This is a genomic window from Streptomyces sp. CA-135486, assembly GCF_050936555.1.
In the GTDB taxonomy this organism is placed as follows: Bacteria; Actinomycetota; Actinomycetes; order Streptomycetales; family Streptomycetaceae; genus Streptomyces.
The window spans coordinates 172,302-191,806 of record NZ_JBNJMM010000001.1 but is presented as its reverse complement, the minus strand read 5'-3'; the positions used below and the strand labels follow the sequence as shown (position 1 = coordinate 191,806).

The following is a 19,505-nucleotide window of genomic DNA, read 5'->3' as shown; positions in this document are numbered from 1 at the left end:
TCTGTGCAGGTGTGAGCCCACCTATGGTCACACGTCCAGTGTGACCGACCGGACTGACAGTCCTGGTTGTCTAGTTGCCGCCGGGGCCGCTGCGCGGCCCGCCGTCCGGTGCGGGCCTGGTCCCGTCCCCCTTGGGTTTTCCGCCCGCGGCGAGCTCGAATTCCGCCCGCGGGTGTTCCAGCGAGCCGAGGGAGACGATCTCGCGTTTGAAGAGCCCGGAGAGGGTCCACTCGGCGAGCACACGAGCCTTGCGGTTGAAGGTGGGAACGCGGCTCAGGTGGTACACGCGGTGCATCAGCCAGGCCGGATAGCCCTTGAGCTTACGGCCGTAGACATGCGCAACGCCCCTGTGGAGGCCGAGGGAGGCGACGGACCCGACGTACTTGTGGGCGTACTCCTTGACGGGCTCACCGCGCAGCGAGGCCACGATGTTCTCGGCGAGGACCTTGGTCTGACGCACGGCGTGCTGGGCGTTGGGCGCACACTCCTTGCCGGGTTCTCCCCCAGAGCCTTCGGCCTGGGAGGTACCCCCAGCGGTGACGTCCGGAACGGCCGCGGCGTCGCCCGCCGCCCAGGCGTGCTCGACGCCGGCGACGGTGAGCTGCGCGGTGCACTTCAGCCGTCCGCGCTCGTTGAGCGGCAGATCGGTGGCGGCGAGGAGGGGGGCCGGCTTGACGCCCGCGGTCCATACGACGGTGCGGGTACGGAAGCGGGTGCCGTCGCTGAGGACGGCGACACGGTCCTCACAGGAGTCCAGCCGTGTCTCGAGGCGTACGTCGATATTGCGCGAACGCAGCTCGCGGATGGCGTACTTGCCCATCTCCTCACCGACCTCGGGGAGGATGCGACTGCTGGCCTCGACGAGGATCCACTTCAGGTCCTCGGCCTTGATGTTGTGGTAGTAGCGGGTGGCGTACCGGGCCATGTCCTCCAGTTCGGCGAGGGCCTCGACGCCCGCGTAGCCGCCGCCGACGAAGACGTAGGTGAGGGCGGCGTCGCGGATCGCCGGATCGCGGGTGGAGGAGGCGATGTCCATCTGCTCGATGACGTGGTTGCGCAGGCCGATGGCTTCCTCGACGGTCTTGAAGCCGATGGCGTAGTCGGCGAGTCCGGGGATCGGAAGGGTGCGGGAGATCGACCCGGGCGCGATGACGAGTTCGTCGTACCTGACCTCGACCGGGCCGGTGCCCTCTTCCTTGGTGGCGAGGGTGGCGACGGTCGCGGTGCGCTTTGCGTGGTCGACGGCTTTGGCCTCGCCGATGAGGATCTTGCACTTGTCGAGCACACGGCGGAGGGGGACCACGACATGGCGCGGGGAGATGGAGCCGGCCGCCGCTTCGGGGAGGAAGGGTTGATAGGTCATGTACGGATCGGGCGTGACCACGACGATCTCCACCTCGCCCTGTGCCAGCTCCTGCTTCAGCTTCCGCTGGAGGCGCAGCGCGGTGTACATCCCGACGTAGCCGCCGCCGACGACGAGGATGCGCGTGCTCGGCGGGGGGCCGGGGGTCGTCCCCCGGAAGTTAGCAGCCTTCACCATCCCATGACGCAACGGCCTCAGGCGTTTGTCCACAGCCCCGGCAAATTGTGTGACCGGAGGCTTCGCGCCACTTTGGGCGGGCCGGGTGTGGCGTGGCAGAGAAGGTGCGCAGGTCAGCGCATGCGAGGGGGGTGGTGGGAGGGGGCGTAATCGGGACCGTTCCGGTCCTTGCTCCGATCGGGGGGCGCTCCGTGCGGAACTACCCTCTTCTGAATTGACCCTGGCTCAACTATGTTCGTACCTCGTCGGGGTGCTTGGCCGAGTCACGCCCGGCAGGCAGGGTGGGGAGGTCTCCGGGGGGAGGCGTCACGACCAGAGGTCTCGGGGGGAGACATCATGACCGGGGGAACGAGTATGACCATTCAGGATTCGCATTGGCAGGCTGCCGTCGCACCGGCTTCGACAGCTGACGGGAACGGACGGGCGGGATCGGGCGGGGTCAGCCGCTCGGCGCCACTCCGGGTGGACGCACAGCGCAACCTGGAACATGTGCTGAGGGCGGCTCGCGAGGTCTTCGGCGAGCTGGGGTACGGCGCGCCGATGGAGGATGTGGCGCGCCGGGCCAGGGTCGGTGTCGGGACGGTGTACCGCCGCTTCCCGAGCAAGGACGTGCTGGTGCGGCGGATAGCCGAGGAGGAGACCTCCCGGCTCACCGAGCAGGCGCGTGCCGCTCTGGGGCAGGAGGAGGAGCCGTGGTCGGCGCTCTCCCGTTTCCTGCGTACGTCGGTGGCGTCGGGTGCGGGACGGCTGCTGCCGCCGCAGGTGCTGCGGGTGGGCGTGGAGCCGGAGGAGCCGACCGCCGTCGTACGGGACGAGACGCGGGTGCCGCAGCAGCGGGTCGGCTCACAGCCCGAGCTGCGGGTGGTCGGGCCGCGTGCGGTGCCGGCGGAGGAGCAGGACGACGCGGGCGCGGCGGATCTGCTGGAGGTCGTGGGGCAGTTGGTCGACCGGGCGCGGGCGGCGGGTGAGCTGCGCGGCGATGTGACCGTGGCGGACGTGCTGCTGGTGATAGCCACGGCCGCGCCGTCACTGCCCGACGCGGCGCAGCAGGCGGCGGCTTCGGCCCGGCTGCTCGACATCCTGCTGGAGGGGCTGCGGCCGCGATCCGCATAGGCCGTGCCCCGGTCCGCGCACCTCACCGCACACGCTGCTCCGCAGCCAACTGACTTCCGGGTAAGACAGGTTGAGCCCTCCCCGAAGGAGTGATCAGTAGGGCTCGAATTCGGGAATGCCTCCCCGGACGAGTGGTTGCCCGCGCCAGGGGGTTCGGTGCGTCGGTTCTCTGTGGCAGTCTTGCCCGGTATTCGGGTCTGAGGGTGCTTTTGGGGGCTTCCGCGATGAGCGGTGACGGTCAGGACGACTCACTCGGCGGTACGAGCGGTACCAGCGGTACGGAGGCGGCTGGGTTGCCCTCTCGGCAGGTGCCGAGCCAGGGCGGGCCCAGTGGGTTCTCCGGGGTGTCGGGCGGCTCGGGCCCGGCTGGTGGGACCGAGCATGCCGTGCCGTCGCAGCGCGAGGGCGGGAGCCTTGACGGCTTACCGGCGCCGCGCGAGCTGCCGCCGTCCGACGCCGAGTTGATCGAGCGCATGCGGAGCGGCGACGACAGTGCATACGAGGAGCTCTTCCGCCGTCACTCCGGCTCCGTCCGCCGGTATGCGCGCACCTGCTGCCGGGATGCGCACACAGCCGACGACCTGACGGCCGAGGTGTTCGCCCGGACGCTGCAGGCGGTGCGCGGGGGCTCGGGTCCCAAGCACGCGGTGCGGGCGTATCTGCTCACGACGGTACGGCGCGTCGCCGCGGCCTGGACGAGGACCGCAAAGCGGGAGCAACTGGTCGACGACTTCGCGGTGTTCGCCGAGGAGGCCGCCCGCAGCTCGGACGTCGCGAGCGACGACGCCCTCGATCCGGGTGCCGATGTGCGCGCGATGCACGAAGCGGAGCAGTCGCTGGCCATGCAGGCCTTCCGCTCGCTGCCCGAGCGGTGGCAGGCGGTGCTCTGGCACACCACGGTCGAGGAGGAGTCGCCGAGCGAGGTCGCGCCGCTGTTCGGGCTGACCGCCAACGCCACGGCGGTGCTGGCAAGCCGGGCCCGCGAGGCCCTCAAGCAGGCCTATTTGCAGGCCCATGTGAGCTCGGCGCTCACCTCCGGAGGCGACTGCGCCCACTATGCCGACCGGCTGGGGGCGTATGCCCGCGGGGGACTGCGCATGCGCGCCGAGCGGGGGCTGCGCAAGCATCTGGAGGAATGCGCCAAGTGCCGGCTGGCCGCGGGCGAGCTGGCGCATGTCAACGCCGGGATTCCGGCGCTGCTGCCGGTCGCGGTCATCGGCTGGTTCGCCGCCGGGTACTCGCTCAAGGCCGCGGGGCTCGTGGCCGGCGGTGCCGCGGGCGCGGGTGCGGCCGCCGCTGCGGCAGGTGGTGCGTCGGGTGCCCCCGAGGGAGCGGGCGGCGGGGCCGCGGCCTCGGAGGGACTGGGCGCCCCGGCGAAGGCCGGGATCGCGGCGGGGCTGGCCGTCGCCGCGGCCGCCGGTCTTGTGTGGGCGTTCTCGGGCGACTCCGGGCCCGAGCCCACGGAGGCGAAGCCCCCTGCCACGCAGCCCGCCGCGCCGGAGGAGCCCACGCCGTCACCGAAGCCGGAGCGCCCGACCTCGGCCCCGCCCCAGACCCCGGCCCCGGCCCCGCCGAAGCCGACCCCACCGCCGAAGCCGCTCCCTCCCGACCCGGCCCCGAAGCCCGCGCCGCAGCCTGCCCGGCCGACGCCCACGCCCGAGGTGCCGGCCCCGTCCGCGCCCGAACCGCCCGGCGCCTCCGCGCCGCCCGAGGTGCCGGCCCCGCCCGCGCCCGAACCGCCGGCAAAGCCGAGGCCCACCCCGCCGCCGCGCTCTTCGGACCCGCTCGTCTACCTGGTCAGCCGACTGGAGTTCGGCTTGTTCGGCGACCACACCGGGCCCGAGGTGCGGCTCGCCGGGAGCAGCTGGCTCTGGCAGCGCTCGGGCATGTCGATCGCGGGCAACCGGTACGGACACGGGGCGAGCATGCACGCCAGGTCCTCCGTGACCATCGACCTCAACCGCCGCTGCTCCGCCTATGACGCGCTGGTCGGCGTCGACGACCTGACGCCGGTCCGGGGCGCGGTGCGCTTCTCCGTGTACGGGGACGGCAGTCGGCTGTGGCGGTCCCCGGTCATGCGCGGCGGGGACGCGGCCGTGCCGGTGCATGTGTCGCTCGCCGGCCGGAAGACGCTCCGGCTGGTCGTGGAGCCGCAGACGCCGTTCGACTCGGCGTTGCTCGGGGACTGGGCCCGCTCGCAGCTGACCTGCGGCTGACCGAACCCCGGCCACCAGCCACCGGCCCGCCCCGACCGACCCGCCCTGCTCCGGCCTACCCGGTCGCCTCGGCCGCCGTCTCCAGCAGGCCGACGGCCCGGGGGACGGTGAGGTCCCGGCCGGCCGCACGCTCGGCCTCGTACCGCTCGTTTCCCAGCTCCGCGCGGGCGCGCGTCCGGATCGCCTCGACCGCCTTCTCCTCGGGCACGGAGCGGGGAATGTCCCCGCGCCAGGCGTCGGCCGCGGCCATGAACCGTACGGACAGCGGGAGTCGACCGGTCAGGGGGAGTACGGCCGCGGCGCTGTCGGCGACGTGTGCCGCGACGAACTCCGCGCACCTGGCCTCCCACGCCTTGCGGAGGGCCGCCGCCAGACCCCGCACGGCGGCCGGGAGACCTGCCGGTTCGTACGCGGAGAGCCGGGCGTCGAGCACTTCGACGGCCACTTCGAAGTGCACCGGCGGGGTGTCGTGCTCCCTGAGGCCGCGGGGCTCCTCGAGCAGTCTCCGGGCCTCGGTGTACGCGCCGCGGTCCAGGGCGATGGTGGCGCGCAGGAAGCGGACGTAGGAGCGGGTGTCGTGGACCTTGTAGCGCTCCGCCTCCTCCTCCGCTTCGTCGAGACCCTTGTCGGCGGCGGCCGTGTCGCCGGCCCGGAAGGCGAGTTCGGCGAGGCGGGCGATGAGGAACGGCGCCTCCGCGTGCGCGCCGACCTCGCGGGCGAGGGCCAGTGCCTCCTGGTACGCGGCCCTTGCCTCGTCGTATCTGCCGCGCATCATCCCCGCCTCGGCCGCCGCACTCGCCGTCTGCGCGCGCATCCAGCGGTCGCCGACGCGGCGGCTCAGCGCCCGCAGCAGGACCAGGTCCTCGTCGACGCCGGGCATGCCGCCCGGCATGTCGACGACCAGGTGGGTACGGAACATCAGCATGGCGCCGTACTCCCACTCACCGCCGTATGTGAGGCAGTTGGCGACTGCGGCCTCCAGCAGCACCCGGATGCCCGCCATGTCGTCGGTCAGGAAGGACGTCAACGGCCAGATCAGTCCAGGGAAGCGGGCGGACTCGGGGCCCGGCCGGCTGAAGGCCTCCTGCACCCGGCGCAGCAGCGCCATCGTCTCCGCGTCGGTGCGCAGCCGCTCGGACCCGTGGCTCTCCGCGGCGAGGAAGAACTCCAGCATGCGCAGATGCATCCGGGGCCAGTAACGGGGGTCCTCCTCGCCCGACGGCTCCGGTCCGAGGGCCACGGTGCGCTCCACCCAGGACAGGCCCTCGGGGCGGTAGTTGCGCAGCCACCAGAACCAGCCCATCCCGAAGGTCAGCCGCAGCGCGGACTCTTCGTCGCGGGTCTCGACGACGGCGCGGTGCAGGGCTGCGCGGATGTTGTCGAGGTCGGCCTCGAGCCGGGCGATCCAGGGGAGCTGCTCGGCGGAGCGCAGGCGCGGGTCGGCCTCCTCGACGAGGGCGGCGAAGCAGGCGGTGTGTGCGCGGGCCGCGGCGTCCCGGATGTCCGGGGTCTCGGCGGCGCGCTCGGTCGCGTACTCGTGGATGGTCTCCAGCAGCCGGTAGCGCATCTCGCCGCCGTCGGTGGGTGTGGCGGTGACGAGTGACTTGTCGACGAGCGCGCCGAGGTGTTCCGCCGCGTCGCCGCAGACGGCCTCGGCGGCGGAGAAGTCCCAGCCGCCGGCGAAGACGGCGAGCTGTCGCAGCAGGGTGCGTTCGGTGTCCTCCAGGAGGTCCCAGGACCAGTCGACGACCGCCCTGAGGGTCTGCTGGCGCGGCAGTACGGTGCGGCTTCCGCTGGTCAGCAGACGGAAGCGGTCGTCGAGCCGGTCGGCGATCTGGCGGGGAGTGAACATCCGCAGCCGGGCGGCGGCGAGTTCGATGGCGAGCGGGAGCCCGTCGAGGCGGCGGCAGATCTCGGCCGCGGCGTCCGGGTCGTCCTCGATGCGGAAACCGGGCCTGGCGGCGGCCCCGCGGTCCGCGAGCAGTTGCAGGGCCATGAGGTCCGGCAGCGGATCCACCGGGCGCACCAACTCGCCCGGGACGCCCAGCGGCTCCCGGCTGGTCGCCAGGATGCGCAGATGGGGGCAGCGGGTGAGGAGCCGCTCGGCGAGTTCGGCTGCCGCGTCGATCAGGTGCTCGCAGTTGTCGAGCACGAGGAGCAGTGCGCGCCGTCCGAGGTGCTCGACCAACCGGTCTGCGGGGGAGGCGGCGGGCAGCGGCTGGCCCTCGCGGACGATGAGTGTGGTCTCGCGCAGACCGAGGGCGGAGAGTACGGCACCGGGGAGCGCGGCGGGGTCGTCGAGCGGAGCGAGCTCGACGAGCCATGCGCCTTCGGCGGCGGCGGCGGGGGCGGCCTCCTCGGCGAGGCGGGTCTTTCCGGAGCCGCCGGGGCCGGTGAGAGTGACGAGACGGGAGAGGGTCAGGTCGGCACGGATGGCAGTCAGTTCGCTGTCGCGGCCGACGAAGGAGGTGAGGCGGGGGCGGAGGTTGCCGCGCTCCCTTGCAGGAGGTGTGGTCGGGGCGGTGGGAGCCTTGAGCAACTCTGCGTACAGAGCGTTCAGTTCGGGCCCGGGGTCGGCGCCGAGGCCGTCCGCGAGTGCGCGGCGGGCGTCTTCGTACGCGACAAGGGCGTCGGCCTGGCGGCCATCGGCGCGCAGGGCTCGGATGAGCAGCGCACGGAACGGCTCGTGGTACGGGTGCGCGGCGGTGAGCTCCCGCAGCTCCGGTACGAGTGCGCTGGTCGCGTCGCGCCGGAGGTCGGCCTCGATCCGCTGCTGGACCGCGGCGAGCCGCAGGGCCTCGGGACGTGCGCCGTACTCCCCGTCGGGCAGATCGGCGAGCGCGGGGCCGCGCCAGAGGGCGAGGGCGGTACGGAGTGTGCTTGCGGCGGTCTCGGGGTCCTGGGCGGCGGCCCGGCGGGTGAGCGCCTCGAAGGCATACAGGTCGACGTCGTCCTTGGCGGCGGCGAGGCGGTAGGCGCCGGGGGCGCTTTCGACGGCGTCCTTGCCGAGGGTGCGGCGGAGGCGGGCGACGAGTGCCTGGAGTGCGGCGGGGGCGTCGTGGGGCTCGTCGCCGCCCCATACGTCTTCGACGAGCTCGCCGACCGGCACGAAGCGGCCGGCCCGCAGGGCGAGGGCGGCGAGCAGCCGGCGGAGGCGGGGGCCGCGGAGGGGGAGCTCGCCGCCGTGCTCGTCGCGGGCGGCGGTGACGCCGAGGATGAGATAGCGCACGGGGTCATTGTGGACGGGGGGCGGGGGTGGAAGTCACCAGGTTCGTGATTGCCGCGGGCCAGGGGACGTTGGTGGAAGTCACCCAGCTTCGTGGTTGCCGCGGGCGAACCCGGAACCCGCATCCCACGGACGCCCGGGCAACGGCACCCGCGACCCGTATCGCGGACCCCCACGCCAGGCGCTACGCCTGAAGCGTTTTCCTCGGTGGCACGCCTCCCGCCACCGCCCGCTGGCGCGGTGCCGCCGTGCCCGTCCAGCACGTACCACGGCGCGAGAGCAGCCTTCGCAGCCACAGTTCCGTGGAGATCAGGTCCGCCAGCCCGTCCAGCGGGACCGGTTCGCCCTCCGAGGCTGCGCGGAGGGCCTTGCGGACCACGCGGGCCTCCACCAGGCCCGCGTCCGCCAGCAAGGGCGCGTCGAACAGGGCCAACAGGGACGGCAGGGACGCCCGCAGGCCCGCCCGCGCCGCTGCCGTCGACGGGGCGTGGGTCGTCGCGCCCCAGCCCGGTGGGAGGTCGTGGATGCCCGCGCCCGCCAGGACCGTGCGGAGGATTTCCGCGCGGGCGCCCGGGCGGACCCGCAAGGATTCGGGGAGGTCGCGGCAGGCCCGTACGACCTGGTTGTCCAGAAAGGGCGCGTGCAGCCGCTGGCTGCGGACCTCCGCGGCCTGTTCCAGGATCCGCTGGTCCGACGCATGGCGGGTCAGCGCCGCACGCGCGCGGGCCTCACCGGGGCGCTGCACCGATGTGGGCCGCATCGCCGCCTCCGTCAGGCGAACCGATACTTCAGCGAGTGCCTCGCCCGTGAGCCAGCGCGCAGCAGGCCCCGGCCTGGACCACGTCAGCGCGGCCAGTGACGCACTCAACGGGCCGTCCAGCAGGCGGGCCGCCGGACGGTTCGCGTCCAGCAGCCGGTCCGCCGCCGTCTCCAGGCCGGTGCGATACGGCGTACGGGCCAGCCGCCGCGCCGCCCGGTACACCGTTACCGGGATGAACAGCGACTGCGGCGAAGGGCCCTCCGCCCGGGCCAGGGCCGCGGCCGGCCGCAGCAGATGGCGCCGCCGCCGGTCGAGGAGCAGGTCGGCGAGGCGCGCCGGATGCGCGTCCAGGACCTGTCGCGCGCCCGCCCCGGTGAAGTGGTCCGCGCTGCCCGCCGCCAGCCGGCTGCGGTGGCGTTCGGCCGTGACGAGGGACGGTGCCGGCTCGTCCGTCAGCGGCCCGGCGTCAAGGGCCGCGTACGGCAGCCCTTCCTCCCCCGCCGCGACCACCACATGGTGCAGCCGTGGATTCGCCGCGATCGTCCGCGCCCGTTCCATCTCGGCCTCGTGCCCGCGGGTCGTCAGGTCGTTGAAGGTGACCGCGAGCAGCCGCTCCCCCGCGCCCGTGCCATGGCCGAGCACCGTGCCCGGCACCCCCGGCAGCCCCGCGGCCAGCAGCGCCAGCGTGCCCGAAGCGCTGCCGCCGGAGAGGTCGGCGCCGATGCCAGGAGCCGGGGCGCCGCGGGCCGCGCGCCGTTCGGCGGGCCCCATCCCGGGGACCGGCCCGGGGTCCGGCGGCAGTGTCTCGGGCGCGTGCCGGGGAGCGGTGAGCCTGGCTCGTACCGCATCGACCAGCGCCTCCCGCACCCCGTCCACCGCGCGCTCCGCCTCGATCTGCGGCCCGGCGACGGCGAGCGATGCCACGGGCTCGTACCCGGCGATCTCGCGCGAGCCCTCGCGCAGGATCAGCGCGTGTCCCGCCGGGACGCGCTTCACACCGGCGTACGGAGTCGAGTCGTGCAGCGCCTCCGGCGTCTCCGGGCAGGCGAGCAGCGCCGCCAAGTGCCCGATGTCCAGCTGTGCTTCGATGAGATCGGCGAGCGGCAGTGCCGCGGTGGCGTACGCGGTGCCGTTCGCCCACGGCGTGTGGAAGACGGGTCTCGCCCCGGCCAGATCACCGACGATCGTGATCCGGCGGCCGACCTGCACCACGGCCGTATAGCTGCCTGCCCATGCGGTCAGATGCCGCAGCGCCCCGCCGCGGGCCGCGAAAAGACCCACCCGCAGCTCTTCGTCACTGGCCCCGCAGCAGCCCAGGACGGCGAGCCTGGTGACGGGCGTCGCCCCGGCGGAGCGAGCGGGAGAGTCGACGGTGACGACGCGCACCTCGTCGGGACGCCAGTCGCCGACGGCCCAGAGCGGATCCGGGTCGCCCCACAGGAGTTGGGAGCCGACGGGGTGAACGGTGCGGCCCTCGCCGGAGGTGCCCACGGCCCCGGCCGTACCGAAGTTTGCGGCGATACTGCTCCACCCCACCAACCACCGCATCGCCGCCTCCACAGGCTGTGGACGAACCGGGGCCCAGGCCGCCCGGATTCCCGGGCCGGCCATAGCCGCTCGGGAACATGCTGCCACGAAGGCAGCGCACAGGAGGGTCTCCGGGTAGCGCGCGCAAAAAGTGAACGCGCCCCTCGCGTTGGCGATTTGACGACGGTCCGGTAGCCGACGAGCGGGACCGCCGATGCTTACACGTACCCAAAAGGGACACCGGGGACCGTCGACATTCGGCCATTCTACGGGCCCTCCGACCGTCCTCCGCCGGGCACAACCACAGTCCGGGAGGCGCTGTTCGCCTCCCGGACCGGTCCGCCGCCCGCGGGGATTGAGGCGGCGGTGTCCCCCAGCCCACTGGTTCCAGTACGCAGTGGGCCGACCCACGCAGGACTCATGGAAGCGCTCCCCAACCTGCGAGGCCAGAGCGCACGGACGGGCGCACGGCCACATGCAGGGAGCACGCCAGGGGCCACGGCGTCGACACCCCGTCCGTCGTCCGTCTGTTCCAACGCACAACAATCTCGCCATCCGGAAGACCGCCTCTTAACGGTCGGGATGCGGCGAACTACGCTGTGTTTACTGATGTTCTCCACGGGGGGCGTATATTCCGAAGGGCTCGGCCGGACGCCTTTGCAGCCGGGACCCGGAAGCCGTTCACCGGGGGGAACACAGCACGAATGCCGTGCGCCCAGCCAGCGACGCGGCGGCCGTCTGCGTGTCGAGGGGTGGCGCATGTCCAGGGAGCAACGCGGGCCGAACGAAAAGCTCGGCACCGTTCTCGCCCTCGCGGGAATCAGCAACGCCGGCCTCGCCCGGCGGGTCAACGACCTAGGCGCGCAGCGCGGTCTGACCCTTCGCTACGACAAGACGTCGGTGGCGCGGTGGGTGTCGAAGGGCATGGTGCCCCAAGGCGCCGCGCCCCATCTCATCGCCGCCGCGATCGGCGCCAAACTGGGCCGTCCGGTGCCGCTGCACGAGATCGGTCTGGCGGACGCCGACCCGGCCCCTGAAGTCGGGCTCGCCTTCCCGCGCGACGTGGGCGAGGCGGTGAAATCGGCCACCGAGCTCTACCGCCTGGATCTTGCCGGGAGACGGGCCGGCAGCGGGGGCATCTGGCAGTCGCTGGCCGGTTCTTTCGCAGTGAGCGCTTACGCGACGCCCGCGTCCCGCTGGCTGATAACCCCCGCCGACTCCTCGGTCGAGCGATCCCTCGACACCGCCACGGCGGAGGACACACCCGCCCGCGTGGGTCACACCGATGTGGCGAAGCTGAGAGAGGCTGCCGAGGACGCACGTCGCTGGGACTCCAAGTACGGCGGCGGGGACTGGCGTTCGTCGATGGTGCCCGAGTGCCTGCGGGTGGACGCGGCTCCACTGCTCCTCGGGTCGTATTCGGACGAAGTGGGCCGGGCGCTGTTCGGTGCCACCGCCGAACTGACCAGACTGGCCGGGTGGATGGCCTTCGACACCGGGCAGCAGGAGGCGGCGCAGCGCTACTACATCCAGGCGCTGCGGCTGGCCCGGGCCGCCGCGGACGTCCCGTTGGGCGGCTATGTGCTGGCCTCGATGTCGCTGCAGGCGACCTACCGCGGCTTCGCCGACGAGGGCGTCGACCTGGCCCAGGCCGCTCTCGAACGCAATCGGGGCCTCGCCACCGCCCGCACGATGAGCTTCTTCCGGCTGGTCGAGGCGCGGGCGCACGCGAAGGCGAGCGACGCGCCGGCGGCGGGGACCGCGCTGAAGTCGGCGGAGGGCTGGCTGGAGCGCTCACGTGAGGGCGATGCCGACCCGTCCTGGCTGGGCTTCTACTCGTACGACAGATTCGCGGCCGACGCCGCCGAGTGCTACCGCGATCTGAAGGCGCCGCGCCAGGTGCGCCGCTTCACCGAGCAGGCGCTGTCCCGGCCCACGGAGGAGTTCGTGCGCTCGCACGGGCTGCGTCTGGTGGTGTCGGCCGTCGCGGAACTGGAGTCGGGGAACCTGGACGCCGCGTGCGCGGCGGGCACGCGCGCGGTGGAGGTCGCGGGCCGGATCTCGTCGGCGCGTACCACGGAGTACGTACGGGATCTGCTGCATCGCCTGGAGCCGTACGGCGACGAGCCGCGGGTCGTCGAGCTGCGGGAGCGGGCCCGGCCGCTGCTGGTGGCCCCGGCGTAGCCGGTGCCGGGGCACGGACCCCCCTGATGTACCTGGTTTAAGCGCACTGTCAGTGGGCCAGTGCACTATCGGGGTGGGAGGTGACGCGGTGACGGCGTCCGGGCAGGACTTCGACTGTGACGTGCTGGTGATCGGCGGCGGGATCGTCGGCCTGTCGACGGCGTATGCCCTCACCCGCGCGGCTCCCGGCACCCGGGTGATCGTCCTGGAGAAGGAGGCGGGACCGGCGCGGCACCAGACCGGGCGGAACAGCGGAGTGATCCACAGCGGGATCTACTACCGGCCGGGCTCGCTGAAGGCGCGGTTCGCGGTGCGGGGCGCGGCCGAGATGGTGAAGTTCTGCGCCGAGTACGGCATCGACCACCAGGTCACCGGGAAGCTGATCGTCGCCACCGGCCGGGACGAGCTGCCGCGACTGCACGCCCTGGTCCAGCGCGGCCGGGAGAACGGCATTCCGGTGCGCGAGCTGGGACCGGCGCAGATCATGGAGTACGAGCCGCAGGTGCGGGGTCTCGCGGCGATCCGGGTCGGGACGACCGGGGTGTGCGACTTCGGGGCGGTGGCGGCACAGCTGGCGGCCGCGTCCGGCGCGGACGTCCGCTGCGGCGAGGAGGTGGCCGCGATCGACCGCCGCGCCTGGGGCGTCGCGGTGCGCACCGCGTCTGGGACGGTGTTCCGGGCAAAGGTGCTGGTCAACTGCGCGGGGCTGCACTGCGACCAGGTCGCGAGGCTGGCGGGCGACGACCCGGGGATGCGGATCGTGCCCTTCCGGGGTGAGTACTACGAACTGGCGCGGCCCGATCTCGTACGGAGTCTCGTCTACCCGGTGCCGGACCCGGCCTTCCCCTTCCTGGGCGTGCATCTGACCCGCGGCGTCGAGGGCAGCGTCCATGTCGGGCCGAACGCGGTCCCGGCGCTGGCCCGCGAGGGCTACAGCTGGTCGGTGGTGCGGCCGCGGGAGCTGGCCGAGACGCTGAGCTGGCCGGGCTCCTGGCGGATAGCACGCAGGCACTGGCGGTACGGAGCGGGGGAGCTGCGCCGCTCCCTGTCGAAGCGGGCTTTCGCGACGGCCGTACGGAGGCTGCTGCCGGCCGTGACGGAGGAGGATCTGCGACCGGTCGCGGCGGGGGTGCGGGCGCAGGCGGTGCTGCGGGACGGAACGCTGGTGGACGACTTCATGATCCGCGAGGCCCCTCGGACGGTCCATGTGCTGAACGCGCCCTCCCCGGCGGCGACGGCGTCCCTGCCGATCGGCAGGGAAGTGGCGCGCAGGGCCCTGACGGCCCTGACGGACGGCCGGCTGGCCCGTGCGGGCGGCAGGTAGGGGAAACGCGGGCCGCGCCCGCGGGTCCTCCGGGTGGGGAGGGCGCCCTGAATCCGCGCCCCACGCCACCGGGGCACAGCGTGACCCGGGCCACGGATTCCGCCCCGTTAGAATTAACGCACTGTGACCGAGCTCCGTAACCTCACCCCCGACAGCCCGCCCCCCATCCGCGCCAAGAGCGAGCCGCGCTTCCCCGGGGGGCCCGTCGCCGATCCCGCCGGGTCGCACCATGAGCGGCGCATCCGCAGCTTCCAGCCGCGGCGCAGCCGGGTGACCGCCGGGCAGGGCGATGCCCTCCAGCGGCTGTGGCCCCTCTGGGGTCTCGACATCGACGGGCAGCGCGTCCTCGACCTGAACGAGATGTTCGGCCGTCTACCGGTCGTCCTGGAGATCGGGTTCGGGATGGGCGAGGCCACCGCGCAGATGGCCGCCGACGACCCGGGCACCGGGATTCTCGCCGTCGACGTGCACACCCCCGGCCAGGGCAACCTCCTCGGTCTCGCAGAGCGGAACGGACTGTCCAACATCCGGGTCGCCAACGGCGACGCGATCATCCTCCTGCGGGAGATGCTCGCGCCCGCCTCGCTCGACGGACTGCGGGTCTTCTTCCCCGACCCCTGGCCCAAGAAGCGGCACCACAAACGGCGGCTGATCCAGCCCGAGTTCCTCACTCTCGCCGCGACGTGCATGAAGCCCGGCGCGATCCTGCACTGCGCGACCGACTGGGAGGAGTACGCCGAACGGATGCTCGAAGTGCTCTCCACGCACCCGGACTTCGAGAACACCCAGGAGGACGGCGGCTACGCCCCGCGCCCCGCTTTCCGGCCACTGACCCGATTCGAGGGACAGGGCCTGGACAAGGGCCACAGGGTGCACGACCTGCTGTTCCGCCGCCCGCCGGCTCCCGCGTAACCCTCGGTAGCGCCCCGGAAGAGCCACGGGCACGTCGCCAGGTGTCAGTGCCCCTCGTTAGGGTCGTTGGGTGTCCGAGTCGTCCCCGCATCAGCATCCACCGCATCCGGCGGTCCCGGCGTTCGAGCAGCAGCCGCTGTTCAGCGCCGTGCCGGAGCGTGCCCGCTGGCGCTACAAGCCGCGCCGGGCCTCCTGGCTCTGGCACAGCAAGACCGTCCGGGCAGGGGTGCTGATCACCCTTCTCGCCCTCTCGGCCCTCTTCATCCTCGCGCTCGTACGCGAACAGACCGGCACCCATGGCTTTGTGGTCGGTCTCGGCCTCGCGACGCTGCCCGTCCCGCTCCTCACCGCGGCCTTCCGCTGGCTGGACCGGGTCGAACCGGGCCCCTGGAAGAACCTCCTCTTCGCGTTCTCCTGGGGCGCGTTCGCCGCCGCCCTCGTCGCCATCATCGCGAACTCCTTCGCGACCCGCTGGATAGCGACGGCCACCGCCGACCCGGCGAGCGCGGACACCATCGGCGCGACGGTCATAGCCCCGATCGTCGAGGAGAGCGCGAAGGCCGCCGCGATCCTGCTCCTCTTCATCTTCCGCAGACGTGACTTCACCGGGATCGTCGACGGCGTGGTGGTGGCCGGCTTCACCGCGACCGGCTTCGCCTTCACCGAGAACATCCTCTACCTGGGCAACGCCTTCGGCGAGGACCAGGAGATAGGCACATCCGGCCTCGCTTCGGTGACCGCGGCGACCTTCTTCGTACGCGTCGTCATGTCGCCGTTCGCGCATCCGCTCTTCACCGTGCTGACCGGCATCGGGTTCGGCGCCGCCGCGCTGGCCGCGCAACGCCAGAAGATACGCCGGATCGCGCTGCCGCTGCTCGGCCTCGCCCTCGCGATGTGCATGCACGCCCTGTGGAACGGCTCGTCGTCGCTCTTCGGCCCCTTCGGCTTCTACGCCGTGTACGGCGCGTTCATGGTCCCCGCCTTCGGGCTGCTGACCTGGCTGACGATCTGGACGAGGCAGCGCGAGCTGCGCACCATATCGACGGAGCTGCCCGCGTACGCCGCCGCCGGCTGGCTGATGACGGCCGAACCGCGCGCCCTGTCCTCGATGCGGGCCCGGTCGATGGCGCGCGACGTCGCCCGGCGGACGCACGGACCGGCCGCCGCGCACGCCGTTGCGGAGTACGAGCGGTTCGCGACGACTCTGGCCTTTCTGCGCCACCGGGCCCACCGCGGCGCGGCGGGCCCGGACTTCGTGGAGCGCGAGCAGGAGCTGCTGCACCACCTCTGGCAGCGCAAGCACGTCGCGGGTCCCGCGCTGACATACGCGGCGCAGGCGACGGGCCGGGTGCTCACGCCGCCGCCGTACCGCGACTACGGCGGCTACAACCCGTACCGCAATGGCTAGGCCCTGTCCGGCCGGCTGACAGCAGCCGCCGAGCGGGGCTACGCCGACGCCGCCGTCAGCTCGGCCACCTCCTCGGCCGTCAGCTCCAGCTGACGGTCTCGGACTCGCCGCCCTCGTTGCCCGGCGCCCATGCCGAGTAGGCGTCGGCGGTGTCGACGAAGTTGCCTCCGGCAGCGGCGTACGCGTCGAGCACGGCGAAGGACTGTGCCTGGTCGGCGGTCCAGCCGAAGACGTTGCCGCCGAGGGCGAGCGGGAAGACGGCGAGATCGGACGGCCCAAGCGTACGGAGAGAAGTCATGGGTTGATCAACGGCCGTACGGTGCGACCTATTCCACACCGCACCTCCCGCAGGGCCGCCGCCGCGTACGGGGGAGCGCGGCGCGCGACAGCGCCCCACGCGCCGAAGGACGCGAGGGGCGCAGAGCCGTGCGGAACGTCAGACGGTGAGGCCCTTGTCGCGCAGCCAGGTCATCGGGTCGATGCCCGTCCCGCCCGCCGTGTGGACCTCCAGGTGCAGATGCGGGCCGGTCACATTGCCGGTCGCACCCACGCGGCCGATCGTCTCGCCCGTCACCACCTTCTGGCCGGCGCTGACCGAGATCGAGGACTGGTGGGCGTACCAGATCTCCGTGCCGTCATCGAGCTCCAGCACCGTGCGGTAGCCGTAAGAGCCGGACCAGCCCGCCGACTTGACGGTGCCGCTGTGGACCGCCTTGAGCGGCGTGCCCGTCGGCGCGGCGAAGTCCAGGCCGGTGTGGTAGCCCGAGGACCACATGGAGCCGGCTTCGCCGAAGGTGGAGGTGATCGTGTACGAGGAGGTGGGCAGCGAATAGCTCGCGGCGAGCTTGGCAAGGCGCGCGGCCTCCGCCTTGGCCGCCGCGGCCTTCTCGGCCGCGAGCTTCTCCGCCTCGGCCTTGGCCTCCGCCGCGGTCTGCTGCTTCCTCGCCTCCGCCGCGGCCTTCTCGGCCGCGAGCTTCTCCGCGGCCGACTTCGCCTCGGCGTCCGCCTCCGCCTGCTGCTGCTCGGCCTGCTGGAGGATGCGGGCGCGCAGCGCCTCACCCGCGCCTGCCGCGCCATCGGCAGCGGTCTTGGAGCCCGTGTCCGAGGCGAGCGCCACCGCCGTGAGCGGGGAGGTGTTGCCGGCGTCGTCGTCCGAGGAGTCGTCGGACAGGAAGGAGCTCACGCCAGGAAGGGACTTGGCGTCGGGCAGGTTGTCCGCGATCGAGTCGGGGAGCGATATGGAGACCGGCGGCTTGCCCTGCGCGGTGGCCATGCCGCCCGCGCCGACCGCGGCGATCACGCCGACGCCGAGCACCGTGGAGCTGCGGGCGAGACCGCCGCGCTGCTTGACGACACGGTGCCGTCCGCGCACCGGACGAACGGAGTCCTCGGTGGGGTTCCATTCCTCCCACGCCCGCTCCGCCCCCTCTTCGCCGCTGAAGAAGTCGGGCCTGAAGGGTGCTTCTGGGGCAGGGGTGTTGGACGCCACTGAGGCGTACTCCTTTCCTTCCTTCTCGCCTACCGGGTTAGCTGACGGGTTCGGAGCAGGAAGGTCTCCTACGAGCGCTTCGGCCGCGGAAAAGAGCGGCAAAAGATGCCCGATTCACCCCAATTGGTGGTTCCCCGGTTCCCTTGCGGGATTCGGCGCGTGCGCACGGTGCCGTCTCTTGCGACGGCTGGGACGACCGCGCTGCGTTATCGAACGTTAATAGACGCCAGGGCCGTATTCCAAGCTGTTCCGGGTGATCGTTAACGAGTTCGTCACGGACTTAACGGGACACAAGCGGCCGGATACGGGCGACTTGATCACCTCTTCCCTCACACCCTCACCTGACGGTGATTCATCTGTTGTGCGGAGAGGTGCACTTCGACTACGCACAGTGCAGGTCCGGCGGCCGCCCTCACTGAGTCTTCGCTCGGACCACAGGCACGGTCCTGCGGCGGCCCGGCTGCCCCTTCGCGGGACGGCTGACCGCCAGCAGAGCCAGGTCGTCCGTCAAGCCGCCACCGGTATGCCGTCGTACATCGTCGACGAGCGCGTCCAGCAGCTCCTCGGGCCCGGGAAAGAGCCGGCCGTCGAGCTGCACGGCCGGGTCGTAGAAGACGCCGTCCGCGTTGCGCGCCTCGGAAAGGCCGTCCGTGTAGAGGAGCAGCGTCGCCCCGGCGGGCAGCGGAAACGAGTCCGCGCTGTCCGGCCATCCGCTCAGCTCGCCCATGCCCAGCGGCAGCGCGGCCTCGGTCGGCACAAGCGCGTGCACCTCCCCGTCGGCGTACAGCACCAGCGGTTCCGGATGGCCCCGGTTCACCACACGCACCATCTCGTCGCGGCGCGGGATCTCGGCGATCACTGCCGTGGTGAACTCCTCGAAGATCTCCAGGCTGTCCCGCCGTGTGCCCTCGCGCGCGAGGGCACGCTCCAGGCGCTTGGCGACCCCTTCGAGCGTGGCCTCCTGCTCGGCCGCCTCCCGGAACGCGCCGATCACCACGGCCACCGCCTCGACCGCCTCCATCCCCTTGCCCCGTACGTCGCCGACCACCAGGCGTACCCCGTACGGAGTGTCCTGCACGGCGAAGAGATCACCGCCGATGAAGGCGTCCGCCTGCGCCGCCTCGTACCGAGCGGCGACCTGCAGCCCGCCGATCCGTTCGGCGGGCGTGGGCAGCACGGCGCGCTGCGCGGTCTCGGCGATGACGCGGGCGGAGGCGAGGCGCTCGCCGCTGAGCCGTACGACCCGGTTGATGATGAGCGCGAGCCCGGCGACGGTGACCACGGTGAACAGCTCGGTGTTGGCCGAGACACTGTCCAGGGTGTCGTTGTACATGTGCAGACCGACCACCGCGGCGACGGCCGCGACACCCGTGAGCAGGGTGGTGAGCCAGGAGAAGAAGGGGGCCGCGATCAGCGGGGCGGCCGCGAAGAGGGGGGACGCGGTGAACTCGGACGGGGTGGAGAGATCGAAGATGACACCACCGATGATCAACAGCGTAGGCAGCGCACGGACAAAGCTGCGAGCGCTGATGCCGCCGTGCTGTCCTCGGTACCCCACGAGTGATCTCCTGCCCAGTCCGCCCAGGCTGCGGAAGGTACCGCGCCCTTCCCAGGCTGGCCGGAGCCGCGCCGCGCGGCGACTCACCGTCGGCCAACCGGGCGAAACACCGGCGGGCGGACACGACAGTGGCCCGGCACTCTCGTCGAGTGCCGGGCCACTGTTTTCAGTAGCGGGGACAGGATTTGAACCTGCGACCTCTGGGTTATGAGCCCAGCGAGCTACCGAGCTGCTCCACCCCGCGTCGG

At 72.5% G+C, this 19,505-nt stretch carries 11 protein-coding genes, 1 tRNA gene, 1 pseudogene and 1 riboswitch; of the genes and pseudogenes, 6 read left to right on the top strand and 7 right to left on the bottom strand.

Annotated features, from left to right (window positions below; genetic code table 11):
- Window positions 1-70 precede the first annotated feature (70 nt).
- A complete protein-coding gene (locus ACQEVG_RS00990; protein ID WP_432975507.1) occupies window positions 71-1,540 on the bottom strand; it encodes an NAD(P)/FAD-dependent oxidoreductase in 1,470 nt (489 codons plus the stop codon).
- A 354-nt stretch (window positions 1,541-1,894) separates the two neighbouring features.
- Between ACQEVG_RS00990 and ACQEVG_RS00985 the strand changes: the two genes are divergently transcribed.
- Together ACQEVG_RS00985 and ACQEVG_RS00980 are read left to right on the top strand one after the other, a co-directional pair.
- Window positions 1,895-2,653 carry a TetR/AcrR family transcriptional regulator gene (locus tag ACQEVG_RS00985; protein ID WP_432975504.1) on the top strand — a complete coding sequence of 253 codons (759 nt, stop codon included), beginning with the start codon at window positions 1,895-1,897 and terminating at the stop codon, window positions 2,651-2,653.
- 224 nt (window positions 2,654-2,877) lie between these two features.
- Window positions 2,878-4,869, top strand: a complete 1,992-nt coding sequence (locus ACQEVG_RS00980; RefSeq protein ID WP_432975501.1) for a sigma-70 family RNA polymerase sigma factor — start codon at window positions 2,878-2,880, stop codon at window positions 4,867-4,869.
- 55 nt (window positions 4,870-4,924) lie between these two features.
- Here ACQEVG_RS00980 and ACQEVG_RS00975 read toward each other — a convergent pair whose 3' ends face one another.
- On the bottom strand, window positions 4,925-8,098 hold the full coding sequence (locus ACQEVG_RS00975; protein ID WP_432975498.1) for an ATP-binding protein: 3,174 nt from the start codon (window positions 8,096-8,098) through the stop codon (window positions 4,925-4,927).
- 181 nt (window positions 8,099-8,279) lie between these two features.
- A complete protein-coding gene (locus ACQEVG_RS00970; protein WP_432975495.1) occupies window positions 8,280-10,403 on the bottom strand; it encodes an asparagine synthase-related protein in 2,124 nt (707 codons plus the stop codon).
- 738 nt (window positions 10,404-11,141) lie between these two features.
- Here ACQEVG_RS00970 and ACQEVG_RS00965 point away from each other — a divergent pair.
- From ACQEVG_RS00965 to ACQEVG_RS00950, 4 genes are all read left to right on the top strand, one after another.
- A complete protein-coding gene (locus ACQEVG_RS00965; RefSeq protein ID WP_432975492.1) occupies window positions 11,142-12,566 on the top strand; it encodes an MFS transporter in 1,425 nt (474 codons plus the stop codon).
- An 88-nt stretch (window positions 12,567-12,654) separates the two neighbouring features.
- Entirely contained in the window at window positions 12,655-13,890 is a 1,236-nt protein-coding gene (lhgO, locus tag ACQEVG_RS00960) for an L-2-hydroxyglutarate oxidase (protein WP_432975489.1), read from the top strand.
- Between the two features lie 123 nt (window positions 13,891-14,013).
- Window positions 14,014-14,802, top strand: coding sequence for a tRNA (guanosine(46)-N7)-methyltransferase TrmB (gene trmB / locus ACQEVG_RS00955; RefSeq protein WP_432975486.1), 789 nt, complete (start codon window positions 14,014-14,016; stop codon window positions 14,800-14,802).
- A gap of 70 nt (window positions 14,803-14,872) precedes the next feature.
- Window positions 14,873-16,210, top strand: a complete 1,338-nt coding sequence (locus ACQEVG_RS00950) for a PrsW family intramembrane metalloprotease (protein ID WP_432975483.1) — start codon at window positions 14,873-14,875, stop codon at window positions 16,208-16,210.
- A 91-nt stretch (window positions 16,211-16,301) separates the two neighbouring features.
- Here the strand turns inward: ACQEVG_RS00950 and ACQEVG_RS00945 are convergent.
- The 4 genes and pseudogenes from ACQEVG_RS00945 to ACQEVG_RS00930 form a co-directional block, all read right to left on the bottom strand.
- A pseudogene (locus tag ACQEVG_RS00945) lies at window positions 16,302-16,508 on the bottom strand (aldo/keto reductase); the annotation flags it as partial.
- Between the two features lie 138 nt (window positions 16,509-16,646).
- A complete protein-coding gene (locus ACQEVG_RS00940; RefSeq protein WP_432975480.1) occupies window positions 16,647-17,699 on the bottom strand; it encodes a M23 family metallopeptidase in 1,053 nt (350 codons plus the stop codon).
- Between the two features lie 11 nt (window positions 17,700-17,710).
- A riboswitch (cyclic di-AMP (ydaO/yuaA leader) is annotated at window positions 17,711-17,867 on the bottom strand.
- A 244-nt stretch (window positions 17,868-18,111) separates the two neighbouring features.
- The gene (locus ACQEVG_RS00935; RefSeq protein ID WP_432975477.1) at window positions 18,112-19,257 is read right to left on the bottom strand and encodes a PP2C family protein-serine/threonine phosphatase; all 1,146 of its coding nucleotides are present in this window, start codon (window positions 19,255-19,257) and stop codon (window positions 18,112-18,114) included.
- Between the two features lie 170 nt (window positions 19,258-19,427).
- A tRNA-Met gene (locus ACQEVG_RS00930) sits at window positions 19,428-19,501 on the bottom strand.
- Window positions 19,502-19,505: the final 4 nt, after the last annotated feature.